Origin of the sequence: Vibrio sp. 10N.247.310.24 (assembly GCF_041467175.1) — a bacterium.
In the GTDB taxonomy this organism is placed as follows: Bacteria; Pseudomonadota; Gammaproteobacteria; order Enterobacterales; family Vibrionaceae; genus Vibrio; species Vibrio tasmaniensis_A.
The window spans coordinates 18,212-44,105 of sequence record NZ_JBFSUD010000040.1 but is presented as its reverse complement, the minus strand read 5'-3'; the positions used below and the strand labels follow the sequence as shown (position 1 = coordinate 44,105).

Genomic DNA, 25,894 nt, shown 5'->3' with positions numbered 1-25,894 from the left:
TGGGTGAGTACACCTTTACTCTACTTGAAGCATTAGATCATGCTGATGGCCAAGCGAAGAACGATCTGAGCTTTGAACTGCCTGTATTTGCCGTCGACCGCGATGGTGACGATTCATTGATGTCGCCATTGAAAGTGACGGTCAGCGATGATGTGCAAGGCATGCAAAACCAAACGTTGACCATTACTGAGCCAACGGTGGCTGATTTGGCTGCTGGTGTTGTCACGACAGGCACGGTTGATGTGATGCCAGTGCAAAGTGCAGATGGGGCAACGATTACCCAGTTCGTTTATGACGGGCAACTTAGAACATTGGTTCAAACAGATACTGGTGAGCAGCGCTTCGGTTTCACTGAAGGGACGTTAGTCATCACCCTTCAAGGTGAAGTGCGTTTTGAACCCAATCGCGATTTAAACCACACGAGCAGCGAAGACATCGTTAAAACCATCGTGGTGACGTCAAGTGACTTTGATAAAGACCCAGTGACATCTACCGTGAAGTTGACCATCACCGATGGTGATATTCCAACGATTAATACCATTCCAAGCGTCACGCTATCGGAATCTAACCTTGCCGATGGTTCGGCAGCAAGCACCGCGCCTGTGAGTCAAACAGAGACGATCACCTTTACCAATCAAAGCGACAATGTGACCAGTTTCCGCATTGAGCCAAGCTTATTTAATACCAACGACACACTTAAATCTAATGGGTTGGTCGTTGAGCTTAAAGCCGATCCAAACACGACTGGGGGGTACATCGGCTTTGTGAAAGACGGAGCCAACCCAGAAGTTCCTGTCTTTACGATTAGTTTCTCTACTAGCACTGTGGGTGAGTACACCTTTACTCTGCTTGAAGCATTAGATCATGCTGATGGACAAGCGAAGAATGACCTGATATTTGAACTCCCCGTTTATGCGGTAGATCGTGATGGTGATGACTCATTAATGTCGCCACTGAAAGTGACGGTCAGCGATGATGTTCAAGGCATGCAAAATCAAACGCTGAGCATTACGGAACCAACGGTTGCAGATTTAGCCGCTGGTGTTGTCACGACAGGTACTGTCGATGTCATGCCAAACCAAAGTGCCGACGGGGCAACGATTACCCAGTTTACTTACGATAACAACGTGTACACGTTAGTTCAGGGGACAACCGGAGAGCAGGTTTTCCCTGTTGCTGAAGGTAAACTGTATATCACTCTGGAAGGTGATGTCCGTTTCGAACCTAATCGCAACCTCAATCATTCAGGGGGCGATATTGTTAAGACTATTACGGTCATGTCTGAAGATAAAGATGGTGACGAAGTCACGTCGACCGTTACGCTTACCATTTCAGATGGTGCTCCACCTGTTATTGATAACATATCACCAGTCGCTTTGGCTGAAGCAAACTTGCTTGATGGGACCTCTCCGAGCATAACGGTCACTCAAACCGGAACAATGACGTTTACATCTGGTAGTGATGATGTGAACCACTTCCGTATTGATACTGCGCAGTTCAACACAACTGGGGACCTAAAATCGGATGGTCTGGTTGTTAAGCTAAAACAAGATCCTCTAAACAGCGACAATTATATTGGCTTCGTAGAAAACGGTGGTGTCCAAACGGACATTTTCACCATCACTTTTGATAGTTTGGTGCTTGGTCAATATACCTTCACATTGTTAGAAGAGTTAGATCACCTGCCTGTGCAAGGTAATAACGTTCAAATCTTCACTTTGCCAGTTATTGCGGTCGACCAAGACAATACGGATTCAGTAATTAAGCCTCTTACGGTGACTATTACTGATGATGTACCCGTCATTACGGATACAACAGTTGCGAGTACGTTTGTTGTTGATGAAGATGATTTAGGCTCTGTTGTGGCTCAAGCGACAGGCTCGTTTGTGACCACAGAAGGTGCAGACCAAGTAGAGGTTTACGAACTGCGTAACGTAGCCACTCTAGAAACTACTCTGACATCAGGCAATGAAGCGATTTCGATCACTGAGGTCACTGGGGCTGCGAACACAACCACCTACCAAGGTGCGACCACAAGTGGGACTCCGATTTTTACTCTTGCACTTGGTAACGATGGGTCATACACATTCACTTTACTGGGCCCTCTAAATCACGCTACTGGATCAAATGACCTAACCATACCATTTAATGTTGTGGCGGTAGACGGTGATGGCGATGACTCCAACCAGTATCAACTACCAATTCAAGTCATTGATGATGTTCCAGTAATGACGCCGCCGACGGGCGAAACGGTTGTCGATGAAGACGACCTTTCAGGCATAGGTTCGGATCAATCTGAAGACACCATTATCAATGGACTGTTCACCGTCGATGAAGGTGCCGATGGCGTTGTGAAGTATGAACTGGTTGATGAAGATTTAGTCTTGACCGGTTTAACCTCCGATGGAGAAAGCTTAGAGTGGCTAGCTGTTTCACAAAACGGCACAAAATTCACATACGTTGCTCAAACTGTGACCAGCAATGAAGCGGTGTTTGAGATTGTTTTCGATACCTCTGATAACAGCTATCAATTCGAATTATTTAAACCACTGAAGCACCCTGACGCTGAAAACGAGAATACGATAAATCTTGATTTCTCCATCGTTGCTGAAGATTTTGATCACGACCAATCGAATGCGATCGATCTGAAGATCACGGTGACGGATGATGTTCCATTAGTGACAACACAATCGATTACTCGTGTTGAAGGTCAGGGTTATCGCGGTTCTATAGTCGATATGTTTGCTGATGCCACTGATGTAGGCGCTGATGGGGCGGCTTTAAGTCGAATCGAAGGAATTACTGATAATGGAGTCAATATTGTTTTCCGCTCTGGAACTAGTGGGCCTTACAGTAGTGGTTTCGATCTAAATAGTGGAACTCAGGAGATTCGAGTATACGAGCAGAGCAATGGCGGCGTTGATACTCGTGAATTGGGTCGACTTCAAATAAACTCAAATGGTGAGATAGAATTTAGAGCCAATAATTACTTAGAGCATGTTGGTGATGAAATTAATTTCTCTATTAATGTAACAGCGAAGGATGGCGATTCAGATACGTCATCGACACCCTTGGACATCACTATTACGGATAGGAATTCGTCGAAAATCGCGCTGACAGTGACCACCTTTGAGGATGCGGGTAGAGACTCAACAATACCATATGCTGCAGGTAATGCTCCGATTCTTGAAAATATACAAGACAACCAAAGCGGTTTACCTAATGCACCAGCTCAAGTTGCGCTTCAGGTTAACCTGAATGACAGGGATAACAGCGAGTCTATCGGTCAACTGATTATAAAAAACAGTAACCATAGAGGCACGTTCTATTACTTTGAGGGTGGTGAGTATCACAAGTTAACGCCTGAAACTAACGGTCAAATATTATTTGGACCGCCTCAAATGCAACAAAGCTTTGCATTAAACCCGAGTGAAGTCAGACAAACTATTGCGACTATCGATAACCTGTTCTTTGTCCCTGACCAAAACTATGGTTCAGATAGTAATGGTGTTGAGATCCGCTATCAATTGGAGATCGATAATGGAGGCACTCTTGACCACAAAGTAAACTCAAGCTTCAAAATCGAGATTGAAGCGGTAGCGGATATTGCTACTTGGGATGATGGTAATAGCACTTATCAGTATCAAGTCAACGAAGATGAAGACAATGTCACACTACAGCTGAATGCAGAATCACAAGATAACACTCAAACTGAAACGATCACCTATGAGTTAGAAGTTATCGAAGGCGACGGGAAGTTTGAGCTTCTTGATAAAGACGGCAATGTGCTTACTCTGACGGCGGATGGTGTATATAAAATAGCAGCAGAAGACATTAACACCACCGTGGTTAACCCTATTGATAATTTCTCGGGTCAGATTGAATTCAAAGCAACAGCGGTTACAGAAGAAACACTGAATCCTTATGAAGATACTGCCAACGGCGGAGCAAATGATAAAACTGAGGCCCGTTCTGTAGAGCAAAACATCATTATTGATGTCACCGCTGACGCGGATGCTGGAAAGTTCAGTGTTAATCGTATTCAGATTAACGAAGACAATATAGATGATCCTGATTACATAGGTCCGCTAGCTAACAAAGATGCATTCACGCTAGACGAAGTCATTACCATGACAGGGTCGGTCGATACGGATGGCTCTGAAGAACTGTTTGTTCGTATCAGCAATATTACAGAAGGCGCAGTGCTTTACTTTGTAGGTACAACCACGGTAGTTCCTATTGTCAGTGGTAGCAATTACCACGAAATAGCGTATTCCGATTTGGCTAATGTTGAGGTGGTTCCAACTAAACACAGCAATGTGGATTTCACTTTTGATGTTACAGGTGTAGTGAAGGACACTGCAAACCTGTCAACCAACCCACAACAAGTCGATGTAGAAATACTCGGTACTAAAACGGTTAACGTTGAAGTGAAAGGGGTTGCTGACACACCTTATGGTGGGACGAATGGTACCGATTGGACCGCGATTACAGATGGTACTGCAAGCGGCGTTCAAACGACGATTCAAGAGAGTCAAAACGGCGACAGCTTTGCTCTGCTTGACTTTACGGTATTGTCGGGTGAGAGAAAGCCTGATACAGGCACTACACCATTACCGGACGATGGTTCCGAATCAATAACGGTCATCTTATCGGGTATTCCTGATGGCGTTATAATCGAGGATGGTGACGGTACGGTTATTGATCTTAATTTTGTGGGTTACGAAACCGGACCGGGTGGTAGCCCTGATTTATCAAAACCTATCTACGAAGCTAATATTACGGAGGCGGGTACAACGTCAGGTATTCGTATTCGACCTGTCGACTCTTCGACCGAGAATATCCACATTCAAGGCAAAGTGATCGTAACGGAAAACGACGGTCACACACTTTCTTTTGATCAAGAAATTCGAGTGTTGGTTGAGCCTATCATCGATACCTCAACAACCTACGACAACGTCACAAACGGGAACGAAGATACGGCTATCAACATCGATTGGCATCCTGAAGGCGTTGACTATATCGACTCAGATGAGCATTTCACCTCAATTAAGATTTTCGGTATTCCACCGGGTGTCACACCCACCGTAAATGGTGATGTGACTGTTGTGAATGATGGTGCGGGTACGTTAACGATTACCCCTAAAGACGCGAATCAGACGCCGGAACAATTTACCCAAATTGCATTAGCGAATAACTTTATTCAAATGACTCCGCCAACTGACTCTAGCGTTGATTTCACATTGACGACAGAGGTAGACGTTGAGGAGCGTGATCACGAATATGTGGACTCTTCTAACCCAGGTGAGGGTATTGCGACTGCGACGGTTAAAGGTACGATCAATGTTATCGTAAGACCCGTTGTTGAGACTCATGATGGCATCGATAATCAGCTTATCGTCGACGACGTGGCTGGAACTGGTTCTTTGGGTACGGTGAGCGCCGATCCTTTGACTGGTGTACTCAAGTTTACAACCAACAGCGACAATCCGTCCGCCACGGATGAATTTGTTATTCGATATCAAGAAACCGATGCATCATCTGCTATTGAGGAAGTCGACCAACTGGTTATTCAATTAACGAATAATGACCCGAATAAGACTCCATTATCAGATGACGTATTGAATCAATTACTCGTTATTGGCGCGGCTTATGAAGGCGATGGTCGTTGGGTTGTGACGAATGAGGACTTGTTTAGTATCAGTGCTCCTAATGGTCTTGGTTTCCCTCCTATTTCTAATCTTCCAGACGTATTCAATGACATCAAGATGACTATCTTTAGTACGGTGGTTGATCGCGGTGATGGTGTTGAGGTTGAGTCATCTCCTGCCGTTATTCGGGAAGGCGAAGTGACATTATCATTTCCAGAAGTACTTGTTGGGGGAGGCGAGGTTGCAGCTAACATTACAATGGATGCTAATAGTGTTGTCGACGCTATCGAAGACACGCAACTTGATTTAGGTGCAGCACTAAATGGTGTGATCACTTTCTCTGGAGAAGATGCTTCGGTAGACCAAGTGACCATTATCATTGATGACTCCGTGACCATTAACCCAGGAGGCACTTTCCCAATTAGTTTAGCGGGAAGCAGTGAAGTCGATTTTGTTAATGGAAAATATGTATTTGAGACAACCGTTGAACAGGGCGTTCCAACTGATTTCTCAGGGCTGTTACTTAACTTGCCTGCCGATTACTCTGGTGACTTTAGATTACCACTAACCATAGTGACCAAAGATACGCTCTCTGGTGATGAGAAAACGTTAGTTACCGACGTCGTCATCAAAGTCGCGCCAGATGCAGAGACGGACCCTACGATTGAGGTGAATGTCGTCGGTTCGCTTGATGATGCCTTTAATCCTGTTGATAACGACGGTCAGGCTGGACAAGATCAGGTGGGTTACGAAGACACCTACATTCAACTCGACTTCAATTCGACTATTTCGGATCAGGTATCAGGCGTCGAAGGGGGGCAAGAGGCGTTTGCATCCATTACTTTGACGTTGGATGACCCTTCAATAGGGGCATTCTATGACAATACGGGCACCTCACTTGGTACCTCAGTCACGTTTAATCAAGCTGAAATCGCGGCGGGGGCGCTCGATAATGTCCTCTTTAGGGCGATAGAAAACTACCCAACTGGAAATGATATTAACCAAGTGCAGATTAATGTAAGTGGTACAGTTACAGATACCGCAACCTACAATGATTCTGCTTTTCCGGTAGGCACTGCAACCGACTCCGATACCTTCAATACAAGTGTTCGTTTTGATGTTGTTCCGGTTGTTGATGATGTACATGTCTCTGGGCCGGGTAGTGATCCTGATGTAATCGAGATTACCGGCAACGAAGACCAGCTTATTTCCTTGTCAGGTACAGGACCTGTATCGATTGCACTGACTGACCTTGATGGATCAGAACAGTTTGTATCGATTAAGTTCACCGATGTACCTGATGGCTTCCAGATGCGTGTAGATGCTGGTTCTGCTTACACTGTGAAAAACAACGGTGGCGGTGAGTGGAGTGTTCAATTGCCTCAAGCTTCTGGGCTTTCATTCGACTTAAGTGAAATTTCGATTTTACCGCCTAAAAACTTCAGTGGTACTGCTGAGTTTGGTGTTGAAGTGTTCACTCAAGAGTCGCTACTTGGTGTACCGACTGCGGCTGCAAACTTACCAAGCTTCAAACTGCATGTGGTGCCTGTTGGTGACGATGTTGATACCAATCCTACGGACTCTGTAACAGGCAACGAAGGGCAGAATATTGATATCGAAATCAATGCGACTATTTTAGATAAAGAGTTGTCGGCCACAGGAAGCGGAACGTATACCGAAAATGCACCCGAAACCCTTCGAGTCGAAGTGGCTGGTGTTCCTCAAGATGCTTCTATCTACTACCCTGACGGAACCACTATAGGTAGCTATGATCCAGCGACGCAACTCTGGACACTAAACGTCCCAGCTCAGTCGTTAGATAAGATCGTATTTAACTCTGGCGAACATAATAGTGATACAGGTAATGCTTTGGGTATTAATGGTCCACTGCAGATTACCGTTCGTTCTGTGGATACAGATGCTGATAACACGGAGCATTTAGGCACACCAACGAGTTTCAATGTTGATTTAGTGATTGATCCTATCAACGATCAACCGACCTTTGTCAATGTGACTAACCTTGAAACGACAGAAGACTCTACTGGCGTGGCAATCAACAACTTTAGTATCTACGATATCGACGCAAACTTTGATAATCCAGATGCACCGTATGTACTGACGCTAAAAGTTGACCAAACACTGCCGGGTGCACAGGGCGAGTTTGTACTCCCAAGCACTCAATCCAATGGTGTGACATTTGTATTGCAGGCTGATGGCTCACTTGTCATGACAGGTAAAGAAGCTGACATCAATGCAGCGCTAACTAATGGCGAGGTTACGTTCAAACCGGACCCGGATCAGAACTATCTCAATCAGGGTGGGTTAGTGACCATTAATGCTACGATCGATGACGGTGGTAATAACGGTTTGATTGATGCGGGTGATCCGAATACCGCTCAAACGAATCAAACTACCTTCACTATTAAAGTGACGGAAGTGAACGATGCTCCGATAGCGAGCAATATTGATTTGGGCACCATGCTTGAAGAAGGTCAGCTAATCATCAAAGCTGAAGACCTGATTACAGCGACGACAGACCCTGAGGGGCATGCCATTACGGTAACTAAGGTCGAAATCGATCAAGGTCAGGGGCAAATTCAGAAGTTTGAGAACGTTGGTGGGGCGGATGACAATTCGATTAATGGCCCATACTGGGTATTCACGGCAGCTGATGATTACAATGGCGATGTTACATTCACCTATACAGTAGAAGATAACGGTACAACCAATGGCTCAAATGATTTCTTAACGGATACCGCGGAAATCAGCGTTGTGGTACAAGGTGTTAACGATACACCTGTTGTTAATGGTGACAATGTCACTGATTTTATTGATGAAGAATCGGGTCAGCTGCTGAGTGGCATCAATGTCAGTGATCCTGATTATGTTGATTCATTTTCTAATGACTTGATGACGGTCACTTTGACGGTGGATTACGGAACGTTAAATGTGTCGCTGCCTGCCGTGACAACTGTGATGGTGAATGGCAACAACACAGGTTCGGTTATCTTAGTAGGTACGTTGAGCGACCTAAATGCATTGATTGACACACCGACTAGCCCTGCGGGTGTTTATCTGGATGCGAGCCTGTCTCCAACCAATAGCATTGGCTTGGAAGTCATCGCGAAAGATAGCGGAAACCCTTCTGGTATCGTCATTGAAACCACGCCAGTTATCTATGATATAGCAGTGACTCCTGTGGCGAATGCGCCGACCTTGTCGATTGATACTGCGTCTAACTACGTCAGAAATATCACCGCTAACCAGTCAGTAAGCGCTAGCGGCGTTCCTTTGGTTGGTATTATTGCTGCCTTGACCGATATTACGGAAAAGCTAACGCTACGTATTAGTGATGTGCCTGTTGGTGCTCAAATTACGAGTGATGTGGGTTCAGTGACTGATGTCGGTGGTGGAGTTTGGATTGCCACGGCGGATGCGATTGACACTGTGAAAGTGGTCGGGCTTTCTGATACGCCGGGAAGCTACACACTCAAAGTGGAGGCGGTTTCAGAAGAGCTAGATAACAGCGATACTGCAACATCGGCTTCGATAGATCTCAACTTGAACATTGTGTCTAACGGGGTTGATATCGATTTAGCTACAGAAACCGACGATGTTCAGTTATTGGCAGGGGCTGGCAATATCGACCTGACAGCGGGATCTGGAAATGATCGTCTGGAAGGTGGTTCGGGTGACGATACGTTAGTTGGCGGTGATGGTAACGACACTCTCATCGGTGGAGGCGGTTCCGATATTCTGACTGGTGGCGACGGTATGGATTCGTTTGTATGGTTCAACATCGAAGATGGTGTCGAAGATACGATTACCGACTTTAGCCTATCTGAAGGAGACCAACTCGATCTAAGAGAAGTGTTACCTGAGCTGAAAAGTGCCTCACCAGATATAACAACACTGCTGCAACACATTGATGCGAAGGTTGACGGGGATGATATTGAACTTACGATTAACCCTGATGGCTTAGGTACTACAGAACAAGTGATTGTGGTTGAAGATCTTGCGCCTCAGCTGACGTTAAATGGCACCATGCCTTCTGATATTCTGGATGCGCTAGTGCAACAAAATGTCATGACTCACGGTTAACGCTCAATTGATAAGCGCTAGTGATTAGAAGTGAATAACTAAACCATAACGAAATAGGCCAGCAATGCTGGCCTATTTTTTATTAAATCTTGCTGAATGAGTCCGATAAACCAATAGCCTCGATAAAACAATAGCCTCGATAAAACAACAAAAAGCCCATGCTGTCGGGGGAAAGCATGGGCATTATTTTATGTGTTATATCAGCTAAGCGAATAGTGTTCTTTCTCTATACTATTTGAGAATCGCTCCATCATTTAGCTTTTTTGCAGGGTTTTTGGCCGCATTAACCAGTAGGATACCAACGGTTAGTACCATCGAACCACATAGTAGGAACAACAAGCGTCCTGTTGGTTCGTTTGGAATCAGAGCCATTGCTAGGATACCGAAACCTGCTGTGCTGATAAGCTTACCAAGCATTGAACGCTGTTTAGTATCTAGGTTTTGTTGCTCTTCACCTTCCGCTACTAATGGTGTGTTCCAGTTAGTGAATAGTTGGTCAACTTCTTTCTCACGTTCAGGCGATAGGCCTTTGTAGAAGCGAGAAGTTAGCATGAAGTAACCACCAGTAAACACTACGTGAGCAGCTAAGCTAAGACCTACTTTCAAGTCGCTCCATTCACGGTCAGTAAGCGCTGTTTCCATACCGAATAGGTGCTCGATGTCTTCTGCTTGAAGCGAGATACCGAAGATGTAAGAAACGAAACCACCAACCACGAGAGTAGACCAACCAGCCCAGTCAGGCGTCTTACGAATCCACATACCAAGTAGTACAGGGATAAGCATTGGGAAGCCAATTAACGCACCTACGTTCATTACGATATCGAACAAGCTCAAGTGACGTAGAGAGTTAATGAACAAGCCAATCGCGATGATGATAACACCCATCATAATAGTCGTTAGCTTACTTACAATAACCAGCTCTTTCTGAGTCGCATTTTGACGAAGAATCGGGCTGTAGAAGTTCATTACAAAGATACCAGCGTTACGGTTCAAACCTGAATCCATAGAAGACATCGTTGCAGCGAACATTGCTGACATAAGAAGACCAACCATACCTGCTGGCATTACGTTCTGTACGAATGCTAGGTAAGCAGCATCACCCGCTTTATCACCCATTGAAGCGTACTCTAATGCGAACTCAGGCATGAATGCACTTACGTACCATGGTGGTAGGAACCAAATTAGTGGACCAACAACCATAAGGATACATGCTAGGCCTGCCGCTTTACGTGCGTTTTCACTGTCTTTTGCACATAGGTAACGGTAAGCGTTGATGCTGTTGTTCATTACACCGAATTGCTTCACGAAGATGAACACAACCCAAAGGATGAAGATGCTCATGTAGTTTAGGTTGTTACCTAACATGAAGTCGCCGTCGAAGTTAGCAACGATGTTAGTTAAGCCACCACCGTGGAAGTAAGCCGCAACCGCACAAGTGATTGTCACGGCCATGATTACAAGCATTTGCATGAAGTCAGAAGCAACAACCGCCCAAGAGCCGCCTGTTACTGCCATCAATACTAGAACCATACCCGTTACCACAATGGTTGCTTCCATTGGGATGTTGAATACAGCAGCTACGAAGATAGCGAGACCGTTTAGCCAGATACCTGCAGAGATAAGACTGTCAGGCATACCTGCCCATGTGAAGAACTGTTCAGACGTTTTACCAAAGCGTTGACGAATGGCTTCGATCGCCGTTACCACACGAAGTTGGCGGAACTTTGGAGCGAAGTACATATAGTTCATGAAGTAGCCAAAAGCATTGGCTAAGAATAGGATTACAATAACGAAACCGTCATTGAACGCGCGTCCTGCGGCACCTGTAAACGTCCATGCTGAAAACTGTGTCATGAAGGCGGTTGCACCAACCATCCACCACAACATTTTGCCGCCCCCTCTGAAGTAATCACTTGTAGAGGTGGTGAACTTACGGAACATCCAACCAATCGCGATTAAAAAGAAGAAGTAGGCGAGAACAACAAAAGTATCAATAGTCATCTTTTCAGCCTTTTAAGTTTCATAATTAACTGACACCTAGATTACTCCTTTCGCATGTTTATTTGTACTACAATATGTCTTTAGCGTGATCTGGGGCGCATGTTTATTTCATCATAGATGGCACTTAAAGCCGTTTAAGAGCTTAATTTTTTGCAATTATTTCAAACTTCATCGTTGTCGTCGGATAAATGCTTGAAAGTAAGCATTTAAAATAATAATACAAATGTCCATGTGGTTATAGGGGTTAGTTGAGCGAGCGTGTTGATTTAGAAGTGACAAAACTCTAATAAGTATGGTTAAAAATAAAATAGGTGTGTCCACTTTATATCACGTAATAAAAAAGCGAGCACAGAGCTCGCTTTCGTCGTTGAACAAGTGTCAGCCGGTTAACGCGAACCTATCTATTGACTAGCTCGACAGCGTCACGAACAAGCTTGCCTAGTTCGTCCCACTTACCTTCGTCGATAAGGTTAGTTGGAACCATCCAAGTACCGCCACACGCAAGAACAGAAGGGATCGATAGGTATTCATCTACATTCTTCAAGCTTACGCCACCAGTAGGCATAAATTTAACAGGGTAAACTGCTGTTAGTGCTTTAAGCATACCTGTACCGCCAGAAGGCTCAGCAGGAAAGAACTTCAACGTGCGAAGGCCCATTTCCATTGCTTGTTCAACTAGGCTTGGGTTGTTAACACCCGGTACAATTGCGACACCTTTATCGATACAGTATTGAACTGTACGAGGGTTAAAACCTGGGCTTACGATGAAATCAACGCCAGCTTCGATAGATGCGTCAACTTGCTCGTTAGTCAGTACAGTACCTGAACCGATTAGCATGTCTGGGAATTCTTTACGCATGATGCGAATCGCTTCGATTGCACATTCTGTACGCAGTGTGATTTCTGCACATGGCATGCCGTTTTCAACCAGTGCCTTGCCTAGGGGGATGGCATCTTCAGCACGGTTGATAGCGATTACAGGGATTACTTTTAGGTTTGCTAGTTGTTCATTTAATGTAGTCATGAATTCTTTCTCACGTTAATAATGGGTCTGCTTTCAACTAAGCAAACCCTTGATTAATAGTTAAAGTGCGCAATTATAGAGACAAATCAGGGGTCGCTTCTAGAGGAATGATAGCACCTGGATGCTGAATCACAGTCCCTGCCACAATGTGACCTGCTAATGCTGCATCACGCGCATTGCCACCGCTCAAGCGTTTAGCCAAGAAGCCTGCACTGAACGAATCGCCAGCCGCTGTTGTATCAACGATGCTGTCTACTGGGTTTGGTGCAACGTACTGAGCACTTTGGCTTTCAACCACTAGGCAGTCTTTCGCGCCACGCTTAATGATGATCTCTTTCACACCAGACTCAGACGTACGTGCAATACACTGTTCAATGCTTTCGTCACCGTACAGCTCTTGCTCGTCATCGAACGTCAGTAGCGCTGTGTCGGTGTACTTAAGCATCTTCAAGTACCAAGAAATCGCTTCTTGTTGGCTTTCCCAAAGTTTTGGACGAAAGTTATTGTCGAAGAATACTTGGCCGCCTTGAGCTTTGAATTTGTCTAAGAAGCTGAATAGCTGTGCGCGTCCGTTCTCTGTCAAGATAGCAAGCGTAATACCACTTAGGTAAACCGCGTCAAAAGAAAATAGCTTATCAAGTAGAGCAGGCGTGTCTTGCTGGTCAAACATGAATTTTGCTGCAGCATCATTACGCCAGTAGTGGAAACTGCGTTCACCAGTTTCATCGGTCTCGATGTAGTAAAGCCCTGGTTGTTTGTGATCAAGCTGAGCAATTAAGCTAGTGTCGATACCTTCCGCTTGCCACTTTTCTAACATGTCGGTACTGAATGGGTCAGTGCCTAGTGCTGTTACGTAGCTCGTGTTGATATCTTGCTCTTTTGTTAAGCGAGACAAGTAAAGTGCTGTATTCAGTGTATCGCCACCAAAACTCTGCTGAAGCCCGTCTTGTTTCTGTTGTAGCTCAACCATGCACTCGCCAATGACCGCGATGTTTAATGATTTCATATGCTTACCTTAGCAACTGAGGTTGCGCTAGTTATTATTTTAGGAAATCTTCACGCGCAGGATTGAAGATATCAAGAAGGATGCTGTCTTGCTCTAGAGCAACGGCGCCGTGCATCATGTGTTTACGCGCGAAGTAAGCATCGCCTTCTTTAAGCACTTTCTTTTCACCTTCGATTTCAGCTTCGAAGCTACCACGAACAACATAACCGATTTGGTCGTGAATTTCGTGAGTATGAGGATGGCCAATTGCGCCCTTATCAAAACATAGGTGTACAGCCATAAGATCGTCAGTGTACGCGACGATTTTACGCTTGATACCACCGCCCAATTCTTCCCATGGGTTTTCATCTAGAATAAAGAAAGAGTTCATTGTGTATCTCCTAATCTGTTTAAATCTTTTAAGTGTTACTTAACTGTGTTCATCATAAGGGAATGAGGTTAATTGTAATACAATATATCTAGCGTTGTGTGATGTTGATCAAGCGATACTTTATATAGCGCAAATAAATCAACAACTTAACAAATGCCTGATGTTTAGTGTTATCTATTCATATCAATAGCTTATGCGGGTTTATGTGATTCTGCTCATCATTTTGCGACGAATAGGTACAATTAAAGCTAATATTGTATTACTTTATATGGAGTTTGAAAATTTAATCAAAGTTTAAACCGATAAACTCTTTATTGAGGGTGACAAAGAATATGACGACTAAACCAGTATTGTTGACTGAAGCAGAAATAGAGCAACTTCACCTTGAAGTGGGCCGTTCTAGCTTAATGGGCAAAACCATTGCAGCGAACGCGAAAGACCTAGAAGCGTTCATGTGCTTACCTATTGATGTTCCTGGTCACGGAGAAGCGGGTGGTTACGAGCATAACCGCCATAAGCAAAACTACACGTACATGAACTTAGCTGGTCGCATGTTCTTGATCACTAAAGAGCAAAAGTACGCTGACTTTGTTACAGAACTACTAGAAGAGTACGCGGACAAATATCTAACGTTTGATTACCACGTACAGAAAAACACTAACCCTACAGGTCGTTTGTTCCACCAAATCTTGAACGAACACTGCTGGTTAATGTTCTCAAGCTTGGCTTACTCTTGTGTTGCTTCAACACTGACACAAGAGCAGCGTGACAACATTGAATCGCGCATTTTCGAACCAATGCTAGAAATGTTTACGGTTAAATACGCACACGACTTCGACCGCATTCACAACCACGGTATTTGGGCAGTAGCCGCTGTGGGTATCTGTGGTCTTGCTCTAGGCAAGCGCGAGTACCTTGAAATGTCAGTGTACGGCATCGACCGTAACGATACTGGCGGCTTTCTAGCTCAAATCTCTCAACTGTTTGCACCTTCTGGTTATTACATGGAAGGTCCTTACTACCACCGTTACGCGATTCGCCCAACGTGTGTGTTCGCTGAAGTGATTCACCGTCATATGCCTGAAGTTGATATCTACAACTACAAAGGCGGCGTGATTGGTAACACAGTACAAGCAATGCTGGCGACAGCGTACCCGAACGGTGAATTCCCGGCTCTGAACGATGCATCTCGCACAATGGGCATCACAGACATGGGTGTTCAAGTTGCCGTCAGTGTTTACAGCAAACATTACTCTTCAGAAAACGGCGTAGATCAAAACATTCTTGGTATGGCGAAGATTCAAGACGCAGTATGGATGCACCCATGTGGTCTTGAGTTATCTAAAGCATACGAAGCGGCTTCTGTTGAAAAAGAAATCGGCATGCCTTTCTGGCCAAGTGTTGAATTGAACGAAGGCCCTGAAGGTCACAACGGCGCGCAAGGTTTTATCCGCATGCAGGATAAGAAAGGCGACGTTTCTCAGTTAGTGATGAACTACGGCCAACACGGCATGGGTCACGGCAACTTCGATACGCTGGGTATTTCTTTCTTCAACCGAGGTCAAGAAGTGCTACGTGAATACGGCTTCTGCCGTTGGGTGAACGTTGAGCCAAAATTCGGCGGTCGTTACCTAGATGAAAACAAATCTTACGCACGTCAAACGATTGCTCATAATGCAGTAACCATTGATGAAAAATGTCAGAATAACTTTGACGTTGAGCGTGCAGACTCAGTACACGGCTTGCCTCACTTCTTTAAAGTAGAAGACGAGAAAATCAACGGCATGAGTGCATTTGCTAACGATCACTACCAAGGTTTTGACATGCAACGCAGCGTGTTCATGTTAAACCTTGAAGAGCTTGAATCTCCGCTATTGTTAGACCTTTACCGCTTAGACTCTACAAAAGGCGGCGAAGGCGAGCACCAATACGACTACTCACACCAATATGCAGGTCAGATTGTTCGCACTAACTTTGAATACCAAGCAAACAAAGAGTTAAACACGCTAGGCAGCGATTTCGGTTATCAACACTTATGGAACGTCGCAAGTGGTGAAGTCAAGGGCACAGCACTTGTGAGCTGGCTACAAAACAACACGTACTACACTTGGCTAGGCGCAACGTCTAACGACAATGCTGAAGTTGTCTTTACTCGCACTGGTGCTAACGATCCAAGCTTCAACCTACGTTCAGAGCCTGCATTCATTTTACGTAGCAAAGGCGAAACAACACTGTTCGCTTCTGTTCTAGAAACGCACGGTTACTTTAACGAAGAGTTCGAACAATCAGTAAATGCTCGCGGCGTTGTGAAAGACATCAAGGTTGTAGCGCATACAAACGTCGGTTCAGTCGTCGAAATCACCACAGAGAAGTCAAATGTGACAGTGATGATCAGCAACCAACTTGGTGCGACTGAGAGCACTGAACACAAAGTAGAACTGAACGGTAAAGTATACAGCTGGACAGGCTTCTACTCAGTAGAAACAATTTTAAACCCAGAATTAGCAAGCACAGCAGAGCAGGGGAAATAATAATGAGCTATCAACCACTTTTACTTAACTTTGAGGAAGCAGCAGAGCTTCGTAAAGAACTTGGCAAGGATAGCCTTTTAGGTAACGCACTGACTCGCGATATTAAACAAACTGACGCTTACATGGCGGAAGTTGGCATTGAAGTTCCAGGTCACGGTGAAGGCGGCGGCTACGAACATAACCGTCATAAACAAAACTACATCCACATGGATCTAGCGGGTCGTTTGTTCCTTATCACTGAGGAAACAAAGTACCGTGATTACATCGTTGATATGTTAACTGCGTACGCGACGGTGTACCCAACACTTGAAAGTAACGTAAGCCGTGACTCTAACCCTCCGGGTAAGCTGTTCCACCAAACGTTGAACGAAAACATGTGGATGCTTTACGCTTCTTGTGCGTACAGCTGCATCTACCACACCATTTCTGAAGAACAAAAGCGTCTGATTGAAGACGATCTTCTTAAGCAAATGATCGAAATGTTTGTTGTTACTTACGCACACGACTTCGATATCGTACACAACCACGGTTTATGGGCAGTGGCTGCAGTCGGTATCTGTGGTTACGCAATCAACGATCAAGAGTCAGTAGACAAAGCGCTTTACGGCCTGAAACTCGACAAAGTAAGCGGCGGTTTCTTAGCGCAACTTGACCAACTGTTTTCGCCAGACGGCTACTACATGGAAGGTCCTTACTACCACCGTTTCTCACTACGTCCAATCTACTTGTTCGCAGAAGCGATTGAACGTCGTCAGCCAGATCTTGGTATTTACGAATTCAACGACTCAGTGATCAAGACAACGTCTTACGCGGTATTCAAAACGGCATTCCCAGACGGTACATTGCCAGCTCTGAACGATTCATCGAAGACGATTTCTATTAACGATGAAGGCGTTATTATGGCAACGTCTGTGTGTTACCACCGCTATGAGCAGACTGAAACTTTACTTGGTATGGCTAATCACCAACAAGATGTTTGGGTCCATGCTTCAGGTAAAACGCTATCTGACGCTGTCAATGCAGCAGACGACATCAAAGCATTCAACTGGGGTAGCCTGTTTGTAACGGACGGCCCTGAAGGCGAAAAAGGCGGCGTAAGCATTCTTCGTCACCGTGACGAACAAGACGACGACACGATGGCGTTGATTTGGTTTGGTCAACACGGCAGCGATCACCAGTACCACTCTGCGCTAGACCACGGTCACTACGATGGGCTACACCTAAGCGTATTCAACCGTGGCCACGAAGTGCTGCACGATTACGGCTTCGGTCGCTGGGTAAACGTTGAGCCTAAGTTTGGCGGTCGTTACATCCCAGAGAACAAGTCTTACTGTAAGCAGACAGTTGCTCACAACACAGTAACGGTTGATCAGAAAACACAGAACAACTTCGATACGGCATTGGCTGAATCTAAGTTTGGTCAGAAGCACTTCTTCGTAGCAGACGACCAGTCTCTGCAAGGTATGAGCGGCACAATTTCTGAGTACTACACCGGCGTAGACATGCAACGCAGCGTGATTCTTGCTGAACTTCCTGAGTTCGAGAAGCCACTAGTTATCGATGTATACCGCATCGAAGCTGACGCTGAACACCAGTACGACCTACCCGTTCACCACTCGGGTCAAATCATCCGTACTGACTTCGACTACAACATCGAAAGCACGCTGAAGCCGCTAGGTGAAGACAACGGTTACCAGCACTTATGGAACGTTGCTTCAGGCAAAGTGAACCAAGAGGGCTCTCTGGTGAGCTGGCTACATGACAGCAGCTACTACAGCCTAGTAACCAGCGCGAATGCGGGCAGTGAAGTAATCTTTGCTCGCACTGGTGCTAACGATCCAGACTTTAACCTTAAGAGTGAGCCTGCGCTTATCTTACGTCAGTCTGGTCAAAACCACGTGTTTGCTTCTGTACTAGAAACGCATGGTTACTTTAACGAGTCTATCGAAGCCTCTGTAGGCGCTCGTGGTCTGGTTAAATCAGTGTCTGTTGTGGGCCATAACAGTGTCGGGACTGTTGTTCGCATTCAGACTACTTCTGGTAATACTTACCACTACGGTATTTCAAACCAAGCTGAAGACACGCAGCAAGCAACTCACACTGTTGAGTTCGCGGGTGAGACATACTCGTGGGAAGGGTCATTTGCTCAACTGTAAATGATTAACATACATGCTGTTTAACGAGGGCATGTATTGATGTGGTGCTTTGCGGGAACGAAGCATCACATTGAAATTCAGTCGTGATTGAAAAATCGTTCGTTGATACCAACAACGACTGAAACATCGGGAATAAGTCAAACCGAGTAACTCACTGCGAGTTGCTCGGTTTTTTTATTCGTGTGGTTTGAGGGTGAGATCGTTTGAATTAATTGGATTCAATTTACATCTGATGTTTAGGGTTGATGACTAGGGGCTGTTGACCTTTCGTGGTTAAGTTTTGTTCGAGATAAAATCGTTTTAGGCGCGGCGAAGAGTATGTAGCCTAGTCATTTTAAGCAAATATTCTTCAACAAAGCATAAAACGATTTTAGCCGAACCCTCGGGCAGCTCTTGTGGTTCATTTCTACAGCGTTATCGGCTTTTCATGTAGGCCAGCTACACGTCAAAGCCTCTTCCTTGTATAAATTTCCCACAAGATGCTGCAAAACCCAGCTCGAAAGATCACAGCCCCTAAATTTAGAGAAACGTTCAACTCTGCAGCGGCGCATTGACAACGAAACGATTTAACAAAATGAACGTTGTTATCTGGTTCTACGAGTATTGTTACGATAACTTCCAATAACTTTTAGTGCTTATAAGTAATACAATTGATGGTGTTGTATTGTCCGAAATTTATTACTTACTGGATAAGGTTGTTGAAAAATGACAGTGTTTTTGCCGCATTATTCTTGACTCGGCAAGTTCTTGTTGTGAGCTACTCTAGTACCTTTAGGGGGCAGGGAAAGGTGTCAGACGCTTTGATTTATTGGGGGGAACTTTAAGAGTGTGCCTGACTCATTTTTCTTTGGTCAGAACGATAGGAATGTACACTAATTAAACCTATCAAGCTTTATCTGTAAGTGATTTACTGATTCGTATCCGGTTAGATATTGTCGGATATGAAGGACGAAAGACTGAGTTGCTATCTGATTTGTCACTTATTAATCACAAGACCTATTCTTTGGGTTTATATGAGGCCAATTCGATAAGTGATGTCAGTATCCGCATTCGAAATTCATGCGCTGGATCACGCACGAAAGTCCTAAAACGGTTGCCTTAGCGGATTCGGCTAGTTATTATAATGAGAATATAATCATACAATAACATATTTGGAGTTGAACATGACTAAACCTGTAATCGGTTTCATTGGCCTAGGTCTTATGGGCGGCAACATGGTTGAAAACCTGCAAACACGCGGTTACCACGTAAACGTAATGGATCTAAGCGAAGAAGCGATGGCTCGTGTTACTGCTCGTGGCAATGCTACAGCTTTCACTTCCGCTAAAGAGCTTGCAGCTGCAAGTGATATTGTTCAGTTTTGCCTTACCACCTCTGCTGTTGTTGAAAAAATCGTTTACGGCGAAGACGGTGTTCTAGCGGGCATCAAAGAAGGTGCAGTACTCGTAGACTTCGGTACGTCTATCCCTGCTTCTACTAAGCAAATCGGCGCAGCTCTTGCTGAAAAAGGCGCGGGTATGATCGACGCACCTCTAGGTCGTACTCCAGCTCATGCTAAAGATGGTCTTCTGAACATCATGGCTGCTGGCGACATGGAAACTTTCAACAAAGTTAAACCTGTTCTTGAAGAGCAAGGCGAAAACGTATTCCACCTAGGCGCTCTAGGTGCTGGTCACGTGACTAAGCTTGTAAACAACTTCATGGGTATGACAACGGTTGCGACTATGTCTCAAGCTTTCGCTGTCGCTCAACGCGCTGGTGTTGATGGTCAGCAATTGTTTGACATTATGTCTGCAGGTCCATCTAACTCTCCGTTCATGCAATTCTGTAAATTCTACGCGGTAGACGGCGAAGAGAAGCTAGGTTTCTCTGTTGCTAACGCAAACAAAGATCTTGGTTACTTCCTTGCTCTTTGCGAAGAGCTAGGTACTGAGTCTCTAATCGCTCAAGGTACCGCAACAAGCCTACAAGCTGCTGTAGATGCTGGCCTTGGTCAAAACGACGTACCAGTAATCTTCGACTACTTCGCTAAACTAGAGAAGTAATCACGTCGTTTAGACACGGTTGGATAAAGAACCTGCTCATTTGAGTGGGTTTTTTTATGCTTGTTTTTAGACATTCTTGGAACGATATCTTTTAAGGAAGTGTACTTAATGAAGAGTGGGAAGAATGAAAACGGGTTTGTAGAGTTGGGTATCTGATTCGCTAATGTGTTGAACATGAACATAAGGATCAACTGGTGATATGAGATTATGAAATTACAAGGCGATTTTTGCCCAATAACTAGTATATAGACACACGTATTGTCAGGTATTGCTCAAAGAGGGCAATAACCCGAACGATAACCCACTCAACGCCATTTGATAATGAGGAATATACGGTGACTAGCAAGGTTACCATTATTGTTTACTAGGACTTAATGCAGCCTTATTCTTTATGGCGTAGCGAAATGTCTAGGCTCTTCGTTTGAGCTATATCGATCTAAATGAGATAAGCCTGAGACTACACAAGCAGTTCAGACATTTTCTCGGGACAGTAACTTTGTTACTTTTTGGTGGCGATCAGTCATACATCAATTCGTTGGCTTTGTTTGAGTCGAACTCTATCAATGACTTGCGAGCAAGATGTCTGAAGGGCAGCGCTTTTACTAACTCTTCAAAGGGCTGGATGGCAAATGCCCAAAAGATAGAACCGTCTAATCCAAAGATGATCAATGCACACAATGGAATTGAAATTAGCCATTGACCAGTAAAGTTGATTTTGAAGACTGCGGTCGTTTTTCCTAGTGCTCTTAGTACATTCCCATGAACCGTGTTGTAGCCACGGACAATCGGCAAGAAGATGTAGAGTGGGGCGATAACGGCCAATGCTTGATAGGTAGACTCATCCAAGTTCGGGTAAATGTCACCAATGACCAGACTTAATCCTGCGAACAAGATTGCACACACAAAAGAAATGACGACCGCAATATCAATACTGGTATCGACGTTTTTGACTAGGTCATCCATCTTTTTAGAGCCAATCGCTTGGCTGATAGTAATTGCGGAAGAGTGAGCCCAAGCGGTAATAAATTGAGAGACAGCCCTGATCCAAGGCATCACCAAAGTAATCGCAACATACGCGTTGATGTTAAGTTGCGAATACAGTAACTGATAAATCGTTGCGCCAATCAATAGCATGGTTACATTTGCTGCGACAGGGAATATCTCGATAAAGTGACGGCGAACGTTTGTCATGAACTCAGATCGCTGGGCGTCTAATTTGAGTGAAATTGCCGAGCTCAAATACACGCAAAGAACCAGATACACAAGGCGAAGGGTGATAGCAATAACACTGCCTAGCGCGGCGCCTTGAACACCAATACCTTCGAAATTTGAAAAGCCGTGAATGAGTCCATAAGAAAGTACAGCGTTGATCGGCAATTCAATCAAATACCCTTTAAACGGTATCTTGGTTCTTCCTAATGCATTAAATAGGGCGATAATTACTTGCGTTAATGCTGTGAAAATGACGAGATACTTTGAGATATCAAGGTAGTGGCTGATTTCTAAGTAAAGGTCTTTATCGTCGGTTAAGGCTTGAATTAAAGGCTGTTCTAAAAAGGTGAGCAGAAACCAAAATATTGTCGCGATACCTAAGTTGATGAACAGACCTGCCCAAAACGCTTTGGATAATGAAGCGGTGATGCCAGAACCCACGGCGCGGCTCAATACTAGCTGAGTGCCGTTTGCCAGCGCCATTTGAATACCGAGTACAAAGGCAACCATAGTGGTCGCAATTCCCATGGCAGCCAAAGGTATTTCACCAAGAGGAGAAACCAGCAGCGTATCGATCATCAACATCGACTGCATCAATATACCGTTTAGGGCTAGGGGCCAGGCGAGAGAGAAATTTTTCCTTACATACGATTGTGTAGACACAAACAACACCTTATGTGTGTAACCGTAAGTTTTCTCTGAGAGGACCCGAGTTCAACATTTAAAGATGAAACACTACGGTAATGGATGGTTAAAAATGGGCGCTAAAACAGACTGACTCGTGTATTGGGATACACGAGTCAGTCTGGTCAATCTTGGTTATGCGATGGCTAATTCAACCCTAGACAGCTTTTGGTTTTCATCATCAAGTAAAGCTTGAGAGGCTATTCGAGCCTGATTCGCATTGCCTGACATAATCGCATCGTATATCGCTTTGTGCTCTTCTAAACAGAAGCGACCGCCTTCGGCAGAGTGGTCGATAAACTGTTTGAAAATCGTCGACAGAATGTTCGCGAACGGAATGTAAAACTGGTTACCCGTCGATAAGAAAATCGTTTGGTGAAACAGATGATCGTTGGTTGTCCACTCTTGATAATCAAAGCCGTTTGCGGCAATGGTCATCTTTTGGAAAAGGATCGAAAGCTCTTTGCGTTGCTCTACCGTAGCGTTGGATGCCGCAAGCGCACATGCTTCTGGGTCAATAGCTTTTCTTAAGCCCAAGAATTGAGATAAGAAGGGTTTGGTGTCTTCTAAATCTTGGATCCAATACAGTAATTGAGGATCTAAAAAGTGCCATTGCGTTCTTGGTTTGATACGAGTGCCCACTTTAGGCTTTGATTCAATCAACCCTTTTGCTGAAAGCAGCTTAGTGGATTCTCGAAGGGCAGTTCTGCTGACTCCAAAGATCTCGCACAACTCCATTTCGCTAGGTAACTTCTGATTTTCTTTCAACTCGCCAGACAAGATTTTACGAGCAATTTGTCTCGCGACTTGGACATGAATTCGGCGGCTTGAATCTTCCACCAATGTAAATATTGACATTTAAACCACCTGAAATTGAAACTTTGAAAACAAAAAAAGCCAGACGAATCTGGCGCTTAGTGTCAGTGTATACGTCTAATATAGTGTGAGGTTTTCCCTCATCTATTTGGGTCTGATGACCTTATTTAGTGTGACGGTCTTAACGACTTTATATAACTTAACGATTCTATATAACTTAGTGAGCTTATATCAGTCAGCTAGCTAGGGCGTTATTTGTCCGCCATTCACATATAGGATTTGTCCTGTGATGTACCCGCTACAAGCGTGCGATGCAAAGAAAGCAAATGAAGGGGCAACTTCATCAATATTGCCAAAGCGTCCCATTGGAATGTTGTTAGCAATGGTCGCTTTCAGATCGTCGCTCTTGCCATCGTGAAATGCGGTGTCGATAGTGCCCGGTGAAACAATGTTGAACCGGATATTGTCTTGCGCGAACTCTTTCACCCAATTGCGGTGAATGTCGTGTAACCACGCTTTAGATGCGGCATATACGCCAGCACCCACACCACCGCCTTCGCGAGCAGCAATAGAGCCCGTGCTAATCACACACGATGTTTGCCCCGATAGAGCAGCAGATGCACGCAAGTGTGGGATGGAGAACTTAGTTGTCATCAGCGCGGATCGAACATTTAGGTTCATCACACGCTCATAAAACTCGTCATCGATATTTTCTAGACTTGCACGCCCACCAAGGCCACCAGCGTTGTTAATCAACACATCCATGCCGCCAAAATGGTCGGTGAACTCTTTGACTAACCTTTCGCACTCTAATGTGTCCATTAGGTTTGCAGGAAAAAACGCAACATCGCCACCCAATGCGGTGAGTTCGGTGAGAACGTCATCGACTTTTGGGCTGAAAGCACGACTATTGATGCCAATCTTTGCGCCGTACTTTGCAAAAATGCGTGCAGTAGCTAAGCCCATACCAGCAGTAGAGCCAGTAATTAAAATGCGTTTGCCTTTTAAATCGTTAAACATCAGAGTCGCCTATATTGTAGATTATTTGCGTTAATAAATCATACAATAACACTTGCTATATTCAAGAGTGTTCATCTAAAAACTGATCATTACCGACATAAATAGTGAGAGTAAGAGTGGTTTTGTGAGTTCACGCATACAAAAAATGTGTAAATAAGAACTATTTGTATGAATAAATGGGTATGTTTGGTTTGATGAGCTTAATACTTACAAGATTGTCAAAATAATGCTCTAGCCTATATTGGTAGTGACCTCACGTTATTCTTATACTGAGTTGGTAGAGATATAAATCAGTGTTATAGTACGAATTAAATAATACATATCTAATAAGTAAGTAGACACATGGCTGGTCATTTCAATTCTATTTCAGGCTCTAAGCGAAGCCTTCATGTGCAAGTTGCACGTGAAATCGCTCGTGGTATTTTGTCGGGCAATTTGCCTCAAGGTTCTATTATCCCTGGTGAAATGGCTCTGTGTGAGCAATTTGGTATCAGTAGAACAGCATTAAGAGAAGCGGTTAAGCTTCTTACTTCAAAAGGCCTATTAGAATCTCGCCCTAAGATTGGTACTCGTGTTGTTGACCGCGCGTTCTGGAACTTCTTAGATCCACAATTGATCGAATGGATGGACGGTTTAGCTGACACCGACCAATTCTGCCATCAGTTTTTAGGCTTGCGTCGTGCCATCGAACCTGAAGCTTGTGCGTTGGCCGCTAAATTTGCGACTGCGGATCAACGAATTGAATTATCAGAAATTTTCCAAAAAATGGTGGAGATATCTAGCGAAGAGATTCTTGATAAAGAGCGTTGGCTAGATATTGATATGAAGTTCCATAGCCTAATCTTCAACGCAACAGGGAACGACTTTTACCTACCATTCGGCAATATCTTAACGACTATGTTTGTTAATTTTATTTCTCACTCTTCTGAAGAGGGAAGTACCTGCATTGAAGAGCACCGCCAAATTTATGAAGCAATCATGGCGGGGAACAGTGATAAAGCGCGTCAAGCGTCAGCGAGTCACTTGCTAGAAACGAACCACAGGTTACCAATCGCTAGTTAATTGTTTTAAAAAGATTTTTACTTTGAATCTTTGTTGGAACTGGTTCATTGGAACTCAAAGGTACACCAGAAAAGCACGTTTAATACGTGCTTTTTTTGTATCTAACTTTGATGGAAACCTGACTGATGTCCAATATTTGACCTATTCTTTGCTGTTTTGTTAAAACCACTAGCAACCAGCCTTGTTAGTTATATAATAATACTAATCAAATTATT

The 25,894-nt window shown here is 44.4% G+C and carries 12 protein-coding genes; 5 read left to right on the top strand and 7 right to left on the bottom strand.

Annotated elements, in window-relative coordinates; all coding sequences use genetic code 11:
• Positions 1-9,752: cadherin-like domain-containing protein (locus tag AB6E08_RS13755; RefSeq protein ID WP_372160011.1), on the top strand; the 9,752-nt coding region annotated here is incomplete at its 5' end.
• A 231-nt stretch (positions 9,753-9,983) separates the two neighbouring features.
• Here the strand turns inward: AB6E08_RS13755 and AB6E08_RS13750 are convergent.
• The 4 genes from AB6E08_RS13750 to AB6E08_RS13735 all read right to left on the bottom strand — a co-directional run bounded on the left by AB6E08_RS13750 (position 9,984) and on the right by AB6E08_RS13735 (position 14,153).
• Complete coding sequence (locus AB6E08_RS13750) at positions 9,984-11,753, bottom strand: sodium:solute symporter family protein (RefSeq protein ID WP_372064448.1); 1,770 nt, start codon at positions 11,751-11,753, stop codon at positions 9,984-9,986.
• A gap of 397 nt (positions 11,754-12,150) precedes the next feature.
• Complete coding sequence (locus tag AB6E08_RS13745; RefSeq protein ID WP_009846516.1) at positions 12,151-12,777, bottom strand: bifunctional 4-hydroxy-2-oxoglutarate aldolase/2-dehydro-3-deoxy-phosphogluconate aldolase; 627 nt, start codon at positions 12,775-12,777, stop codon at positions 12,151-12,153.
• Positions 12,778-12,850: 73 nt separating this feature from the next.
• Positions 12,851-13,783: a sugar kinase gene (locus tag AB6E08_RS13740; protein ID WP_009846517.1), complete on the bottom strand. Its 933-nt coding sequence runs from the start codon at positions 13,781-13,783 to the stop codon at positions 12,851-12,853.
• Positions 13,784-13,817: 34 nt separating this feature from the next.
• Positions 13,818-14,153, bottom strand: a complete 336-nt coding sequence (locus tag AB6E08_RS13735; protein ID WP_009846518.1) for a cupin domain-containing protein — start codon at positions 14,151-14,153, stop codon at positions 13,818-13,820.
• A gap of 332 nt (positions 14,154-14,485) precedes the next feature.
• On the opposite strand from AB6E08_RS13735, the gene AB6E08_RS13730 reads away from it, so the two are divergent.
• The 3 genes from AB6E08_RS13730 to AB6E08_RS13720 all read left to right on the top strand — a co-directional run bounded on the left by AB6E08_RS13730 (position 14,486) and on the right by AB6E08_RS13720 (position 20,885).
• On the top strand, positions 14,486-16,684 hold the full coding sequence (locus AB6E08_RS13730) for a heparinase II/III family protein (protein WP_029225577.1): 2,199 nt from the start codon (positions 14,486-14,488) through the stop codon (positions 16,682-16,684).
• A 2-nt stretch (positions 16,685-16,686) separates the two neighbouring features.
• On the top strand, positions 16,687-18,840 hold the full coding sequence (locus AB6E08_RS13725) for a heparinase II/III family protein (RefSeq protein ID WP_009846520.1): 2,154 nt from the start codon (positions 16,687-16,689) through the stop codon (positions 18,838-18,840).
• 1,163 nt (positions 18,841-20,003) lie between these two features.
• On the top strand, positions 20,004-20,885 hold the full coding sequence (locus AB6E08_RS13720; protein WP_012603741.1) for an NAD(P)-dependent oxidoreductase: 882 nt from the start codon (positions 20,004-20,006) through the stop codon (positions 20,883-20,885).
• A 516-nt stretch (positions 20,886-21,401) separates the two neighbouring features.
• Here the strand turns inward: AB6E08_RS13720 and AB6E08_RS13715 are convergent.
• The 3 genes from AB6E08_RS13715 to AB6E08_RS13705 form a co-directional block, all read right to left on the bottom strand.
• Entirely contained in the window at positions 21,402-22,769 is a 1,368-nt protein-coding gene (locus tag AB6E08_RS13715; RefSeq protein WP_372064452.1) for an MATE family efflux transporter, read from the bottom strand.
• Positions 22,770-22,916: 147 nt separating this feature from the next.
• On the bottom strand, positions 22,917-23,639 hold the full coding sequence (locus AB6E08_RS13710; RefSeq protein WP_004733529.1) for a FadR/GntR family transcriptional regulator: 723 nt from the start codon (positions 23,637-23,639) through the stop codon (positions 22,917-22,919).
• 201 nt (positions 23,640-23,840) lie between these two features.
• Positions 23,841-24,617, bottom strand: a complete 777-nt coding sequence (locus AB6E08_RS13705; protein WP_372064454.1) for an SDR family NAD(P)-dependent oxidoreductase — start codon at positions 24,615-24,617, stop codon at positions 23,841-23,843.
• Between the two features lie 342 nt (positions 24,618-24,959).
• Between AB6E08_RS13705 and AB6E08_RS13700 the strand changes: the two genes are divergently transcribed.
• Positions 24,960-25,679, top strand: a complete 720-nt coding sequence (locus tag AB6E08_RS13700) for a FadR/GntR family transcriptional regulator (protein WP_004733531.1) — start codon at positions 24,960-24,962, stop codon at positions 25,677-25,679.
• The last annotated feature ends 215 nt before the right edge of the window (positions 25,680-25,894 follow it).